Source organism: Micromonospora sp. NPDC048947 (assembly GCF_040649495.1).
In the GTDB taxonomy this organism is placed as follows: domain Bacteria; phylum Actinomycetota; class Actinomycetes; order Mycobacteriales; family Micromonosporaceae; genus Micromonospora; species Micromonospora alfalfae.
Genome location: NZ_JBEZFO010000031.1, coordinates 36,216 through 51,642, shown reverse-complemented (window position 1 = coordinate 51,642; position 15,427 = coordinate 36,216). Strand labels below are relative to the sequence as shown.

Genomic DNA, 15,427 nt, shown 5'->3' with positions numbered 1-15,427 from the left:
TGCGCTGCGCCTCGGGGGGGGGCGGGCGCCCGCGGCCAGGCGGGGGGGCGGCGCCCCCCCCCACCCCGCCTTATCCCCCGAAGGCCGGTAGCAGCCCCGCTGCGACCGGCCTTCCCCATGCCCACAGCACGACCGCCGGCAGAGGAGAACCCTCGTGTTCCTAACCGATCCCGCGCTGCGGCGCATCGCCGCCGACACCAACGACGTCCTACCCGAGCACCTCTGGCGCCACGACACCGCCACCCCCGAACCGATCGGAGACCTCGCCCGCATCCTCCACAAGACCGCCCGCGACTTCACCGACAGCACCACCAACCTCGACCAGGCCCTCACCCGGGTCGGTGTGCTCGCCGAGACGGCCCGGCAAGGGTTGGCCACCCGCGCCGACCTGCACATCGCCGGCTACCACCAGACCCTCACCGACGCGATCGTCGCCCGCGAACGGCACACCGTCCTCGGGGCCGCGCTCGTCGCCTGCTACCACGCCTGGCGCAACCACCAGCCGATCAGCGACGGCGACGAGCGGTACCTACTCCTGCGGCGCTGCGACCCGTCGCGCGGCGTCGCGACGCTACGGCGCAAGGACCCGCATACCTGGCTGGTGGTGCCCGACGCCGAGGCCGCCAGTGCGTTCGACATCCCCTACCCGGATCGCGTCGTCGGCGAGGTCACCGAGACCGAGCACAGCTGGACGCCCACCGCCTACATCGCTCGGCCGCCTCACCAAGCCCCGCTCGCCACGGTGTATCAGCTACCCGCGTGCGGTGACCTCGCCTCAGCCTGCCGGTCGCTGCTGCGCTGGTGGCACCTGCGCCACTCCGACACCTGGCGCAACCGCACCCCGAACCAACTCGACCCCGCCGAACTCGCCCACCTCACCAGCTGAAGCGGGGGAGCTGACACCGACTCCTGCCGCCGACAGAACCTCGTCGGACACGCCACCCACGTCAAGGTCGGCACGTCCGACGCCAGGCTCCGCCCGCCCGGCAGCGTCAACCCGCTGTGGCTGTCCCACCTCCCCGACGCCGGTATCTACCGCGACCCGACCGAGGACCGCCTCTACACCCTTCAGCCCGACCAGGCCGTCCCCGGCCACTGACCGGCTGACGCGGCACCACCCACCGCCACGACCACCGGGCCGCACCCCTCGGCAGCGCACGACGTCACGCGCCTGCCGCACTGACCGCTGCCCGCGACCCGGCGCACCACCGCCCGGCACACCACCCGTGCCAGGCGTCCCCACCACGTCCCACGAAAGGAAACCCCGATGGAACACCTGTCCCTGACGCCTGCCACGCAGGCCGTCCTCGACGCCCTGACCGACCTCGGTCAGGGCGACGTCCACGAGTTGGCCGACAAGTCCGGCAAGGCCCGCTCGACCACCGACAAGGCGATCAAGACCCTGGCCGACGCCGGTGTCATCGTCGCGGTGGACCCCAACGCCGACCCGGCCGAGGGCACCCCCGCCCGGTGGACCCTCGCCACGCCAAGCGACGCCGATGCCCACCTGCCCGCCGACGCGGCCGGCGAGACCGACATCGGCGACCCGAACGCCGACAACGCAGCCCACCAGCCGCACACGGAGATGGGCCACCAGCCCCCCGATGCGGTCCACGGCGCCGTCGCCGAGAACGACGGACCGGACGACGGCAGCGGTGCCGGCGCCGACACGCCGCACACCGAGACGGCCGGCCAATCGGGCAGCCAGCTCGACAGCGACGGCGCGACCGAGCCCGACGGCCTAACCGTGGACGACGTCGGGCGCGGCGAGGACGAGCAGGCGCTGACGGTCGCGGCCGTGCCGCCCGCTCGCCCTGGTGACCGCAAGGTCATGGCCATCAAAGGCGTCCTGGCAGACCACGGGGACATCGGCGCCACGCTGGACCTAATCGTGGGCGAGAGCGGTATCAGCCACCCGACCGCCTCGCGGCTACTGACCGCGATGGAGCAGGCCGACGCCGCCCGCCGGCTGCCCGGCCTGCCGCAGCGGTGGATCGCCGGCCCGACCAAGGCCAGCGAGGTCGACCCGAACCCGGAGCCGCCCCGCTGCCCGCTCTGCTACCAGGTCATCCGCGGCCTGGCGACCGCGCCGAGCGCCACGGCGGCAGTGCTGCCCCTGATCCGGCCGGACGGCACGCTGCACGTCGTCGCATCGGACGGCGAGACCCACATCGTCACCCTGCCCCACAGAATGCCGCCACGCGCGCCGGGCATCACCGCGAGCGTGGGCCGCAGCGACGCGACCGCCAACGCCGACGGCAGCCAGCCGTTCGGCCGAGGCGAGTTGGAGAAGCTGACCCTCGACGTCCTGGCCGCGAACCCAGGCCAGACGATGAGCCCGCAGGACATCGCCACCTCCATCAGTGCACAGCTCGGCCGCGCGGTCAGCTCCGGGGCGGTGCGCAACAACTGCACCAAGGCCGCCGCCGCCGGCCGGATCCTCCTGGTCTCCGACACGCCGCTGACCTTCACCTACCCGGCCCAGGCCGACCCGAGCCCCACCGCGAGCACCAACGCGGACCAACCTCGGCAGGACGACAACGACGCCGAGCAGTCCTGACCCGCACCATCCCCAACTCATCGCGGGGGCCGAGCGGATGCGCTCGGCCCTCGCGGCATATATCGAGAAGGAGAACCCCGTGCCGCACGAACTTGAGACGTTCGCCGACGGAACGACCGCTTTCGCCAGCGCCCGCCTGTCGGCCTGGCACCAGCTGGGCACCGTCACCCAGGACACGATGAAGGCCGAGGAGATCATGGCCGCCGCCCGGCTCGGCGACTGGGGCGTACGGACCATCCGCACCGTCGGAATCGACATCGTCAACGGCGTCGAGGTGCAGATCCCCGCCGACGACAAGCGCATGACCGTGCGCCGCAACCCGGTCACCGGCGAAACCGAGTACCTGGGCATCGTCGGCACCGACTACACCGTGGTCCAGAACGAGCAGTGCGCCGAGATGCTCGACCGCCTCGTCGATCAGGTAGGCGGCGCCCACTTCGAGACCGCGGGCAGCCTCCGCCGCGGCAAGTCGGTGTTCGTCACGATGAAGCTGCCGACGGCGATGGAGATCGCCGGGGTGGACCGGCTGGACCTCTACCTCATCGGCACGACCTCGCACGACGGCACCGCCGCCCTGCGGGTGGACGCCAGCCCGATCCGGGTCGTCTGCGCCAACACCCAACGCGCCGCCTTCGCCCACTCTGCCGGGCACTACACGTTCCGGCACACCTCCAACGTCAACTCCCAGATCAGCCAGGCTCGCGAGGCGCTGGGCCTGATGTGGAAGTACATGGAGACCTTCGAGAAGGCCGCCGAGCGGATGCTCCAGACCGAGCTGACGATGCGCGAGTTCAAGAAGATCGTCGGCCAGGTGTGGCCGGTCAAGAACAACGCGTCCGAGCAGACCTACAACAACGCCAAGCAGCGCCTCGGCACCCTCAAGTACCTGATCCGCGAGGCCGACACCCAGAAGGCCATCTCCGGCACCCGGTGGGCCGGCTACCAGGCCATCACCGAGTACCTCGACCACTACCAGCCCGCTAAGAACGAGTTCGCCCGCGCCAACCGGGTGATCACCGGCAACGTCGGCGAACTGAAAGTGGCCGCCTTCGACCTACTGAGGGTCTGACCGCGCCTCGGCCCCTCGGGGCGGCGGTCCACCGACCGCTGCCCCGACCCACACAGAACGGACACGCCCATGGCAGCACCGAGCACCCGGCGACGCGGATCAGACGAGACGGCACGCCGATGATTCGCCACATCCGTCACCCACGCGAACTTCGACAGTCGGTGTGCGGCCTGCCCGCTGCCGACGTTCAGCGGTGGGAGACCGAAGATCCGCCGAGAGTCGCGTCCACCTGCGAAGACTGCTACACCCTGCTCCCCGAAGCCGCCCGACCCGACGACGCCAACCACCCACCCGGAGACGCGACCCTCATCGACACGCTGCGGCGCATCATCGCCGACCGGCAGCACGCCAAGATCGACGGCGTCCTCGTCGACCTGTGGTCGGCCAGCGTCACCGTCCTCATCTGGGACCAACTCCGCGACGACAAGCGGCAACAGCTGCTGACCCTGCCGTCACACGAGCTGATCCTGCGCTGCATCGCGATCTACACCCGCGTCAGCGCGAAGAAGGACCACCAGTGACCGGCCTCCGCCTACCTCAGTGGTTCCACTTCGGGCCGTGGGTGTTCTCGATCGACACCGCGCAGGCGCTAATCGCGGCGTCGCCCCGCGACACCCGACCCCTTGGACGTGCCGGCGTGGGCCGCCGCATACGGCCTTGCCCATCTCGACAACCCCAACCCGTGGGCAACCAGCTTCATCGGCCCGACCAACACCGCACTCAACCGGACCTACACCATGACCACCGACCTGGCCGAGCCCCTGATCGTGGCGCAGATCAGCGTCAACGAACAGCCGCCCGCCACGCTACTCATCGACGGGACCCACCGCCTCTGCCACGCCTGGCGCAAGCACATACCGCGGCTGCCGGCCTACGTGCTCACCGTCGAGGAAACCCGACAGGTCCAGAACGACCTGCTCCTCGGACCAGGCAGAACCTTCGCCATTTCGCCGTCGAACCCAGGACGGCCTGACACAACCCAATCCCTCCGCGTACGCCTCGGAAGCCGCCCCAACGCCGGCGGCGACCGAGGCGTACGCGCATTCACCCCTTGCGGAGGAACCCGTGACGCACACGCCACCGTGGCGCAGGGTCTGCGACTGCCGCTGCATCATCCACTACCGCCTGCCGCGCACCACCTACAACGAGCCCGGCTGCGCCTGCACCATCACCTGCGCCACCCAACCCCTCACACTGCTGGCCCATCAGCAGGGCCGCGCATTCTTCCTCGACCAGGACGGCGACCTCTGGCACGTCCCCGCCATGGCCAACGGCACCTGGGACTGGGACAACGCCACCAAGATCGACACCCGTGCCGACGTCTACGACGCCGGCCTCGTCATCGAGCACCTGCTACGCCAGGCCGCCAACGTCCTCGACAAGTCCACCGACTGACCCGCCCGCTCAAGGTGGGCCGCCCTTGAGGGCGGCCCACGGCCTTTTCGTGCTTCACGACCAAGGGAGACATCTATGCACCGCACCTACCGCAACGCCCGCGTGCGCGCCTGCGACTGCCGCTGCCCGATCCACCACGGCCAACCGCGCTCGATTTACAACAACCCCGACTGCCACTGCCTGGCCACCTGCGCCAGCCAACCCATGACCCTGCTCGCCCCACAGATCAACGGCGCCGTGTTTCTCGATGCCGCCGACGCCCTCTGGTACGTGCCCAGCTTGGAGCCCGGCCACTGGGACTGGCGCTACGCCACCCCCGTCGACGTGGGCCACCCGCTGTTCCCGGCCAGCACCCTGATCACCGGTCTCCTGCGCGAGACCCACGCCGCACTGCTCCCCCTTCTCTACCGCCTCTAGAACGCACGTCGCGGCGTCCAGCCGCGCACCGCACGCAGACCGACCCCTTCTCGCTATCCCGAGAGGTCACCACCATGACAAAGATCATCGTCGGCGTCGGTACCGTCGTCGTCATCGCCTGTCTCGGCCTGCCCCTCCTCCTGCTGTCCTCCGTCACCGGCGGCGGCCCCGGCCGATGCGCCATCGCCGCCCCACCCGGCCTACGCCCCTCCGGGCAGCCGCCCGGCGCCAGCCGATGGGACACCGAGCAACTCGACATCGCCGCCACGATCATCGACGTCGGAGTCACCAAGGGCGTACCCCGCTGGGGCTGGATCGTCGCCGTCACCACCGCAATACAGGAATCCGGCCTGCGCAACCTGCCCCACCTCGGCGACCGCAACGATCACGACTCCATCGGCGTCTTCCAGCAACGCCCCAGCCAAGGCTGGGGCACCATCGCACAACTGTCCAAGCCCGCCTACCAGGCCGGCACGTTCTTCGACAAGCTCCAGACCGTGCCCGGCTGGCAGACGATGCCACTCACCCAGGCGGCGCAGGCCGTGCAGGTGTCCGCGTTCCCCGACGCCTACGCCACGTGGACCGACGACGCCCTGCAACTCGTAGAGCAGTTGACCAGCACCCTCGCGGACTGCGCCACCGATGCCCTGGACGCGCTCCCCACCGGGTTCGCGTTACCCGCCAACACCCCACCCGCCGTAGCGACCGCCATCACCTGGGCCGTCAACCAACTCGGCACGCCGTACCACTTCGGCGGCACCTGCACCGACCCGCACTCCGGCGACCCCGACAAACAATGCGACTGCTCCTCGCTGATGCAAGCGGCGTACCGGGCCGCAGGCATCTCCATCCCGCGCATCACCACGGACCAAGTCGACGCCGGAAAGCCAGTGGCCGACCCCACGCTTCTGCTACCCGGCGACCTCGTCTTCATCCCCGGGCACCAAGGCACCATGGCCAACCCACGCCACGTCGGCATGTACATCGGCGAGGGACTCATCATCCAAGCCCCGAGAACCGGCGACATCGTCAAGATCACCAAGTTGATCAGCTGGATCGACGAGATCGCGGCGGCACGCCGTATCGAAATTCGCTGGCCGCTCGCAGCTTCTCATTCCTGATGACACTGCGCCGCTCGTGTCGTCTTGAATGTTGCTTCCGAGGATGAGACGAACGTCCGTGCGCGCCGATGGTGGTGGAAAGTGAGGGCTTCTGCATCTGATCTGGCCGATGAGTGGTTCCCTGGGCTCATGAGCTGAGCGGGTGAGCGGGCGATCGACCAACTCTTCCTTGTGAAGCCCTTTCTCAGGGGCCGCACCCTCTCAGTGATCCACGATCTTTGACCCTGCCGGCTTCTCTGTAGACGTTGCTTCGTTAGGTCGCACAACGCCCGCCCGGAGCGCGGTAATCAGTTTAATGAGCGCTGTGCTCATCGCTATCAGCGCGCTGATCAATCCGATGATTGCCGCAGAGTTTTCGATCATTCTGCCACTCCTGCCGTTTGGCCACACTGGCAATTCCGGTGTGTCGTGACCGATGATCGCGGGCCGATTCGGCTCGCGGCTGTACCGCGGGTAACGGGGACGGCTCGCTGTTCAAGCGCACAGGCACCATCGTGCCGGGTAGGTGACGTACGCCGACGTTGCGGTTACACCGGCGGTACACCTCGCCTTGGCCACGTCGCTGCTGAGCTGAGATCCTGTATGAAGGCAGGCATCGGTGAAGAGCCAAGGGTGGTGGGTGCGGCGGTGACAGGCAGACCGATCGATCGCACTGGCTGGCCAGCATCCGGGCCACACCGCGCGTTGCTCGAACTTGTTGCCCGTGTGCATGAAGACAATGGACTCAAGAGCCTGCGCGACATCGCCGCCGGCATGAGTCTCACCTCGCGGTCACGAGTCAGCGGTCTCTTACGAGGGGTCGAGGGCGGATTGCCGGTTGATGAGGACCAGCTTGAGAGACTTGTTCGGGCACTCGGTGGCGGTGACGACGATGTGATACAAGCTGTGCCCATGTACCGTGCGGCGCGGGCCCAGCGGCCCGGTAGCGCCACCAGCGCGGAGAAGCAACAAGATCGGATCATTCGCGTCATAGAATCCGAACCGCGTGCCCTCGGCGTCCACGCCGCGATTGTCACGACGGAGGCCCGCCCACGCCTTCCGCCGTATGTCGATCGCGACGCTGACGGTCTCGTCCACGACCTACTGGGCCATGCCGCCGTGAAGGGCGGCCTCATCCTATTAGTCGGCGGGTCATCTACGGGAAAGACCCGCACCTTGTACGAAGCGACGCGCCGCATCGTGCCGGACTTCCTACTTTGGCAGCCCACGAGCACTGAAGATTTAAGGCGGCCACCACCCGGGCTGACCTCTCGAGCCGTCGTCTGGCTGGACGAATTCCAGCATTTCGTCCGGAGTGGGCTAGCCGCTGGTGATATACGAGTTCTGCGTCGACGCTATGATCCGCTGATCGTCGTTGGCACACTGTGGCCGTTGCGGTACCAAAGTTACATCGTGATTCCGCAACCGCGCGCGAAGGAGGACCCCTACCAAGCAGAACGGGAGCTGCTCAATCAAGCGGAAGTAGTGACAATTGATGCGCAGTTTAGCCTTGATGAACGTGAACGTGCTCGGCTCGTGGCAGCCGTTGACGCCCGCATCGCTAGGGCCCTGAATTCCGACTATGGCTTGACACAAGCCCTTGCTGCCGCCCCAGCACTCGTGCAGCGTTGGGAGCATGCTCCCGACCGCCACACGTGGGCCCTGCTGACAGCAGCGATCGACGCACGTCGGATGGGTATCGATGGACCGCTTGGTGCGGATCTGCTCCGCGCTGCGGTGCCGGGCTACCTGACACCCATTCAGCAGGCAAAAGCGCCAGCGAACTGGTTCGAGGAGGCTTTGGCCTACGCTACTCACGACCTACACGGCGCGGTCGCGGCGTTGATGCCGGTCGGGATTGGCATGGGCGTCATCGCCGGCTACACGGTCGCTGACTATCTTCTGCAGCACGGTGTCGAAGCCCGCCGGCTGGTCACACCTCCACAATCGGCGTGGGAGGCGTACCAGGCCTATCTGACCGAGCCGGCCGACCTTCTTGCCGCTGCTCGCGCCGCCGAGGCACGGTCGCTAGCCGAACACGCCGAGAACCTACTTCGAACCGCGCTTGGACGCGGGAGCGACCCAGACGTTCGCCCACGCCTTGCGCGGCTGATGACGAGCCTAGATCGTGTTGACGAAGCCATCGACGTCTGGCGTGCAGCGGCAGAAGCTGAGGAACCCGGAGCACGCCTGCGACTGGCGTCTCTGCTGCTCTCACAAGGACGGATAGACGAGGCCATCGACGTATGGCGTGCCGCTGCCGATGCGGGTGACCCAGACGCTCATCTGCGATTGGGGTCCCTGCTGCGATCGGTTGGGCTAGATCAGGAGGCCGTCGACGTACTCCGCCGCGCGGTGACGGTACGAGCCGAAGGCGCCCGAGCCTGGCTCGCAGCAGCGTTGCATGATGCCGGCCGCACCAGCGAGGCCATCGATGTATGGCGGCAGGGTGTCGCTGACAGCGAGGACGGCGCTCGTGAGGGCCTAACGCTACTACTACAGTCCAGCGGCCAAATTGACCAGGCAATCCAAGAGCTTCAGCAAGCAGTGGTTCTCGGAACGCCAGGCCTCCGTCCCCGCCTCGCCGAACTCCTACATCAGCGGGGTTCCGTCGAAGATGCCCTGCAGGTTTGGCGTGACGGCGTCCGCAACGGCGAACCGGGTGCCCGTGCAGGACTCGCCGTCATGCTCCAATTCGAAGGCCGGCTAGACGAGGCCATCGACGTGCAGCGCGAAGGAGCCAGCAACAAGGACAGAGACGCCATCCGCGGTCTCGCCGAGACCCTCGAACGAGCTAGCCGGACCGAAGACGCCATCGACGCCTGGCGCGCCGCGATCGCCGCCGGTGTACCTGATGCCCGGGCGCAACTCACCAACCTTCTATTAGGGACCGGACGGCTCAACGAGTGCATCGCACTCTGGCAAGAGGCGCTAGCCGCCAACGAGCCGAACGCCGCGAAGTGGCTAGAGACCCTGTCAAACAACGTTGAAGATCAGTGAGCCCATCTGATGCGATTAGCGGTGGGCAGGTCCCTTAGATGGGCTGGGCAGTCCGAGCTCAAGATCTACACCGTGAAGTCCGTTGACCTCGCTGCGGCCTGCTGCGCACACGCGTTAATGCGGGGGCGCTCAGCTTCCGTTGTCATCCAGGCCGATGCGAAGTCGATTGGCTAGCGCGATCGTGTCTTCCTGCGGTTCGGCGTCGAGATCCGAGAGGGCTCTGGTCAGGGCACGCAGCAGGGTTCGGACGCCGCCGGCGTCGCCGAGGGCGTGCCGAGCGCGCATCGCGCTGGTGTACAGGGCTTCATTGTAGCGGTCCAGTCCAATAGCTTTTTCGAGTAGGTCGGAGGCTTTCTGCGGGTTGCGGCTGAGTAGGTCGTCGGCCAGGAGTAGGTGGGCTTCGGTGCCCCACCGGCGGACCATCTCTCGGTGTGGCTGTAGCCACTCGTAGTCCTGGCCGTCCGCGAGGGGTGCGGTGTAGAGGTCGCAGGCGGCGGTGAGAAGTTCGCGGCGGCGCGGTTCGGCGGCGATGGTGGCGTTACGCATCAAGTCGCGCAGAGTCCATACGTCGACTTCCACGGTTGCGGGGTCGAGCAGGTACCGTCCGGCGGACTTGATGACGTAGGCGTTCTTCGTCTCAGCGGTGCCGGCGCGACCGAGGACGTGCCGCAGGTTCGAGGCGTTGGTGTGGACGCGTTGGTCGGCTTGGCTGATGCGGGCGTCGGGTTCGAGGTATTCGCCGATATCGCGAGTACCGGCTCCGTCGGGGTGGACGGCGAGGTAGACCGCCAGTTCCAGGGCTTTGGCTCGGAGCGGCCGACCTTCCGCGGTGATGCCTTCAATGCGCGGGGCGCCCAGCACGCGCAGCCGCGCCCGTCCCGGCCGCGTATCGGCGGTGTGGTTGACGACGATCGGGGTAGCCGGGTCCGTGGCGGTGGGCGTGATGTCGGTGCGGCTGGCGTGCAGGGGCACGATCGTGACCGGGGCGGCTGGTGAGGAGATCGCGGGCGGTTCGCCGGTTTGCGCCTCGCGCAACGTGGTCAGGATCTGGAGGGCGGCGGCCGGTTCGAGTATCGGCAGCCGCGGTGGCACCGGTTCGGCCGACTGCCCGGAGATGAGCGTGGTGTATCCATCCGGGCTGACATCGACGGTTGCGCCGTAGGCCCATTCGCCGAGTAGCAGCGCGGACACGTGCAGACCTTCGCCCAAGGCGAGGGCGACCTTGGTGCGCAGGTGGGCACTGGCGGGTGGGGTCTCGGTGATGAGCATGACGGGCGGTAGGGCTTCCTCGTCGGGCACTGTCCGCCGCAGCTCATCCAGGTCGGTCAGGGCGTGTTCGTCGAGGATGCGGCTGCGGTGCAGCAGTCGGGACTCGATGACGGTGAGCGCGTCGGTGATGCTGTCGGTTACGTGCAGGCGCGGCCATGGGCTGAGGGTCACCGCGTCCGGGCCGAGCAGCGTGGTCAGGGTGGTGGCGTCGATGACGACCTCGCTGTGGGCGTCGGGGTGGTGCGGGTCGCCGGAGGCCAGCACGGCGACGAGGGCGGCACGGGCCGCAGGGTGTGCGCCGTCTCCGACGATCCCGGTTCCGCCGACCGGCAATAGCCGGAGGTCGGGTACGAGAGTGAGTGGAGGGCCACCGTCGCTGCTCGCTGCCGACGGCTCGGGGTTGCGGGCGGCCACAGCGCGGCGGACCTGGACCACGGTCGGGGGCAGTTCGGTGGGCGGATCATCGTCAGGCTTGGCGGTGTATCGACGGCGGCGTTGGAGCCAGAGCATCGCGGCGGCGGCGCTGATCGCGGCGGCGAGCGACCAGGGCAGCCAACCGGAGTCGGACAGATCAACACCCTGGTCGTCTGTGGCCGCCGTAGGACTGTTTGTGGCGGGTGGCGACGTGGCGGGGTTGGGGATCTCCGACGACGGTGCTGGCGACGAAGCGGACCCGCTTGGGGCTGCGGACCGCGTGGTGATGGGCGTGGCGGCCGACTGCTGGGGCGCAGGTGGCGGCACCGTGGGATCGGGCGGGTCCGGTGCGGCGCTCGGCGAGGCGGGTGGTGTGGCGGGCCGGCCCGACCGGGGGGTGGGGGGTGTTGCTGGTGTGGCGGCTTGTGGTGGGCGGGCGTCGGCGGGTAGGCGAAGCTCCCAGCCGGGGTAGATGAGGTCGCAGTTACGCAGGACACCGCCGACGGGAAAGTGGCGGTGCTTGTTCAGGCGGCAGACCTCCGGCCACCGACCCGCGTCGCCGAGCCACTCCTTCGCGACCTTGGACAAGGTGTCGTGTCGCTCGACGGTGTAGAGGTAGCGCTGGTCGGCGACGTGGATGATGGCGGGTCCACGGGCTGCGGCTTGCCGGGGAACTTCGGCACGCTCTGTTGCGGCGGCGGGCGTAGACGGCCGATCCCCGTGCACCGCCGCGTCGAGGGAGCCGGCGGGGGTGACGGCGAGCGCTGCGGTGCCGGCCAGACCGAACACGAGCCGGTGCAACGGGGCCGGCAACCTGAGTATGGGGATACGCCACCGGGTCACCGCCGCGAGGATCTCAGCGAGCAGGAGCAGTGTGAACACGCCCCACAGCAGCCACATAGTCCAGAGGGCCGCGCCGATGAGGAAGTCCGGGGTGAACCGCCCGCTGGAGCGCGCGAACCAGTCGGGGATCTGCGACCAGGCCGGCAGCCGGCGGAGAGGATTTCCACCCGCGGCCCACAGCAGCACCGGAGCGGCGACTAGGAAGAGTCCCGCGCCGATGACGCCGCGAACAGCCCCGCCGAGGGACGGTCGCGCACGCGGTCGCGAATCTGCTGAGATGCGGACGGTGGCGCGTGCACCGTACTCGGCGAGTTTGTCGTCTCTGCCTCGGTGCGTCTGCGGCACCTGTCCCCCTGCCGTTGATCCCCGATCTTTCTCAAATACACGAGGGTGAGTGCCTTCGACTATCCCATCGGGAGAGATTCTCACCATCCGCGTACAACGAGTCACGCTCTGCGGATCACGGTTGACACCCGGATGCCTTCAGGGACGAGACTGCCCCTCATGCCAAGCGGGGGCACTGTCTTGTCGATCGACTTAAGCTCGTCGGCCATCGCCGCCACTGTCAGCCGGCAAGGCCTCAAGATCCCCATCCTCATCGACGGTCGCCTCGTCATGCCACCTGGCGTCGTTATCGGGCCCGCAGGGGAAATCTATGTCGGTCTCGACCCAATGGCCGCGACGACTTTGCCGGTAGACCACCGGTTCGTCGATAACCCGACGGACCTCCTCGGCCGGCCCATCAACACCGCCGATACGACGCAACCCGACCCGGTGGATCTACTCGCCACCGTGCTGCGGCACGTCACCCATCACGCTGCCGTCCACGTCAACGGGCCGATCACCGCGCTCACCGTGACCGTTCCGCCGAGCTGGGGACCACGCCGCTGCGGACACATCAGCGAGGCAGCAACCCGCGCCGGCTTTCCACCTCCCGCCCTGGTCACCGCACCCGCCGCCCTCGCCGCCTACGCCACAATCCTCGGCGTCACCGCGCCAGCAGGCTCCTGCGTGCTGATATGCCAGGCAGACCGCGAACCGGCGACCCTCACCGTCTTGCAAACCGCCGCCGACGGCTACCGCGAACTGGCGACACAGCAGATCAGCCTTGCCCATGACCTCGACCACCTCATCGCCCACCACGTCGTCCAGACGACCACCACAGACTCCGACCCGCTTTACACGATCATCACTGCGCCCAGTAGCGACCAGGCAGACGCCGGACGTGCCCTCCTGGAATCCGTCCGCACCGCCAGGCAGCTACTCACGACCCAAGACCAAGCCCCGATCCTGCTGCCCGCGCCCCGCCAACCCGCCGTCATCACCCGTCACGACGTCACGGCCGCCGCACAGCCCCTCCTCGACCAGATCCCCGACGCAGTCGACGGACTCCTCGACTCGGCCGACATCGACAAAACGCACCTCGCTGACGTCGTCCTCAGACCAGCCCCCGGCGTACCCGCGCTGGCCGAAGCGCTCGCCGCGGCCACCGGCAAAACCCCCACACTCATCGACCACCCCCACGCCCTCGCCGACGGCGCACTCTCCCTCACCACCACGCACCAATCAAGCTCGGCAGACGCCGCACGGCTACCCCGCGTGCGCCTACGTATCAGCGACCTCACCGGTGCCCTACTCCTCGGTGCCTGTTCCCTGGTCCTGCTCCTACAAGCCATCCTCAGCGCCTACATCACCACCTTCAGCACCTGGGTCGTCGGCGTCCGCACCTCCTTACCGCAACTCGGCACCGCTGGCGCACTCGTCATGCTCACCGCATTCGCCGTTGCGCACCTCGCGCCCACCACCTTGCTCGCCGGGACACCCACCGCATCAACACCCGAACCCACCACAGGCAGCCTCATTCGACGCGGATACCTCACCACCGCCGTCGGCGGCGCCATCACCGCAGCGCTCTACGGCCTCGCCACCGGCACCGCCGTCGAATACGACTACACCCCATATCTCAAATGGACCCTCGGGGCAGCCCTACCGTTGGCCGCTTGCGCCGCCCTCATCGCCACGACCGCACCCCGCATCCCCGCCAACGCGCTACCCACGTGGCTCGCCATGACCCGCCCCGCCGTCACCCACGCGATCACCGCCACCGCCGGCATCTACCTCATGCGCGCCGCAATCACCCTCACCACACCCATCTCCACGAACGCCGTCGCCCCCATCGCTGGCAGCATCGGCGCAGCCCTCGTCGGCATTGCCACCGCCCTCACCATCAGCCGCCGCCGTACGATCCGCGCCATCACCGCACCCGGTCTCGCCATCGGCTACGCCCTCGTCTTCACCGTTGACACCACCAGCGCCCTCATCGTTGGATACCTCGCCGCCCTCACCTGGTGGGGCATCCGACTCACCGCACACACCCTGCGGCTCGCCTGTCCCCAGCCAGGAACGGCACTGCGCCGCCTCGCCGACCGGACGGGCAGCTGAAGGACCGCGAAGCCCCTCGGACTGCTACCACCGCAATTACAACGGTGACGGCAGCGACGCCGGGCGCGTCGACCATCCGCGCAGCGTCTATGTCGGCCAGCAGTAGATCCTCGCCCAACTCGACCCATTACTCGTCCATGCTTTCCTGCCTAGCCGCGTCAAGGCAACTGAGCCAGCAGTCCACCAACGTCAACAAGCGACAAGAGAACGCCTGACACGCCCGCCGAGGAGGAGGCAGGCCGAAAGCCACACCTACATACAGCGATACGTATAGCAGCAGACGAGTGCCGGTTGAGCGAAGACTCAGCCGGCACTCGCATTTTCGGAAGGAGTTCCAAAATCGCCGCAGCCACCAACAGTCCCTGGCCATCCAACCCGGCCACCACGATGGCCGACTGAGCCCCGAGAGCGAACAAACTTCGAGTGACCCAAGCACCACGAGACTTCGAGCCGGCCAGTCCTCCCAACGCACGGGCCAGCAATCCGACCAGCGCGCCGACCCTAGGACCTCCAACTCAGCCGCGCCGGCAGACACTCGAACGCCATTGTGGACCAACCGCGCCGAGCGAATGCGGCCACCGCACCTCACCGAAAGGGCACAAACATGGGAACGTTCCAGAATTTCCGGATCCGTATTGATGTCGAGCAGGCCAAGCGGACGTACTCTACAACCTGCTCAACAAACTCCTACGCACCTCAGCCTCGTATGAGATCCCGCGATGGCAAACCATCACTGACTGGAAAATCAGCGGGCACCCACCAATCGCCGACGTCAAGCTTCGAGATCCAGAGCAAGCATTTCCGCCGAGACGAGCCGCAATTCCCACGGGATCCTGCGGTAACAACAATCAACGAGAAGCTTGACACCATACGACCAAACCGGGTGGATAAACGGCCACAGTCGATAAGTCTCACGAC

The 15,427-nt window shown here is 67.8% G+C and carries 10 protein-coding genes; 9 read left to right on the top strand and 1 reads right to left on the bottom strand.

Going from position 1 to position 15,427, the window contains the following annotated elements:
* Positions 1-154: 154 nt before the first annotated feature.
* From AB0B98_RS31120 to AB0B98_RS31085, 8 genes are all read left to right on the top strand, one after another.
* A complete protein-coding gene (locus AB0B98_RS31120; RefSeq protein ID WP_357367217.1) occupies positions 155-886 on the top strand; it encodes a hypothetical protein in 732 nt (243 codons plus the stop codon).
* Between the two features lie 381 nt (positions 887-1,267).
* Positions 1,268-2,560 (top strand): MarR family winged helix-turn-helix transcriptional regulator, encoded by a 1,293-nt coding sequence (locus tag AB0B98_RS31115; RefSeq protein ID WP_357367215.1) that lies wholly within the window; start codon positions 1,268-1,270, stop codon positions 2,558-2,560.
* A 79-nt stretch (positions 2,561-2,639) separates the two neighbouring features.
* Positions 2,640-3,629 carry a DUF932 domain-containing protein gene (locus AB0B98_RS31110; RefSeq protein ID WP_357367213.1) on the top strand — a complete coding sequence of 330 codons (990 nt, stop codon included), beginning with the start codon at positions 2,640-2,642 and terminating at the stop codon, positions 3,627-3,629.
* Between the two features lie 119 nt (positions 3,630-3,748).
* Positions 3,749-4,150, top strand: a complete 402-nt coding sequence (locus AB0B98_RS31105; RefSeq protein ID WP_357367211.1) for a hypothetical protein — start codon at positions 3,749-3,751, stop codon at positions 4,148-4,150.
* A 544-nt stretch (positions 4,151-4,694) separates the two neighbouring features.
* On the top strand, positions 4,695-5,024 hold the full coding sequence (locus AB0B98_RS31100; protein ID WP_357367209.1) for a hypothetical protein: 330 nt from the start codon (positions 4,695-4,697) through the stop codon (positions 5,022-5,024).
* Positions 5,025-5,099: 75 nt separating this feature from the next.
* Positions 5,100-5,441 carry a hypothetical protein gene (locus AB0B98_RS31095; protein ID WP_357367207.1) on the top strand — a complete coding sequence of 114 codons (342 nt, stop codon included), beginning with the start codon at positions 5,100-5,102 and terminating at the stop codon, positions 5,439-5,441.
* A 74-nt stretch (positions 5,442-5,515) separates the two neighbouring features.
* Positions 5,516-6,562 (top strand): C40 family peptidase, encoded by a 1,047-nt coding sequence (locus AB0B98_RS31090; RefSeq protein ID WP_357367206.1) that lies wholly within the window; start codon positions 5,516-5,518, stop codon positions 6,560-6,562.
* 582 nt (positions 6,563-7,144) lie between these two features.
* Positions 7,145-9,541, top strand: a complete 2,397-nt coding sequence (locus AB0B98_RS31085; RefSeq protein ID WP_357367204.1) for a tetratricopeptide repeat protein — start codon at positions 7,145-7,147, stop codon at positions 9,539-9,541.
* Between the two features lie 129 nt (positions 9,542-9,670).
* Here the strand turns inward: AB0B98_RS31085 and AB0B98_RS31080 are convergent, their stop codons facing one another.
* Entirely contained in the window at positions 9,671-12,253 is a 2,583-nt protein-coding gene (locus AB0B98_RS31080) for a transcriptional regulator (protein WP_357367202.1), read from the bottom strand.
* Between the two features lie 204 nt (positions 12,254-12,457).
* Here AB0B98_RS31080 and AB0B98_RS31075 point away from each other — a divergent pair, with 204 nt between their 5' ends.
* Complete coding sequence (locus AB0B98_RS31075) at positions 12,458-14,509, top strand: hypothetical protein (RefSeq protein ID WP_357367200.1); 2,052 nt, start codon at positions 12,458-12,460, stop codon at positions 14,507-14,509.
* The last annotated feature ends 918 nt before the right edge of the window (positions 14,510-15,427 follow it).

Excerpts from the sequence above, each read along its gene's own strand:
- AB0B98_RS31090 (WP_357367206.1), top strand. The coding sequence starts at position 5,516 with ATGACAAAGATCATCGTCGGCGTCGGTACCGTCGTCGTCATCGCCTGT.
- AB0B98_RS31095 (WP_357367207.1), top strand. The coding sequence starts at position 5,100 with ATGCACCGCACCTACCGCAACGCCCGCGTGCGCGCCTGCGACTGCCGC.
- AB0B98_RS31085 (WP_357367204.1), top strand. The coding sequence starts at position 7,145 with ATGAAGGCAGGCATCGGTGAAGAGCCAAGGGTGGTGGGTGCGGCGGTG.
- AB0B98_RS31115 (WP_357367215.1), top strand. The coding sequence starts at position 1,268 with ATGGAACACCTGTCCCTGACGCCTGCCACGCAGGCCGTCCTCGACGCC.
- AB0B98_RS31105 (WP_357367211.1), top strand. The coding sequence starts at position 3,749 with ATGATTCGCCACATCCGTCACCCACGCGAACTTCGACAGTCGGTGTGC.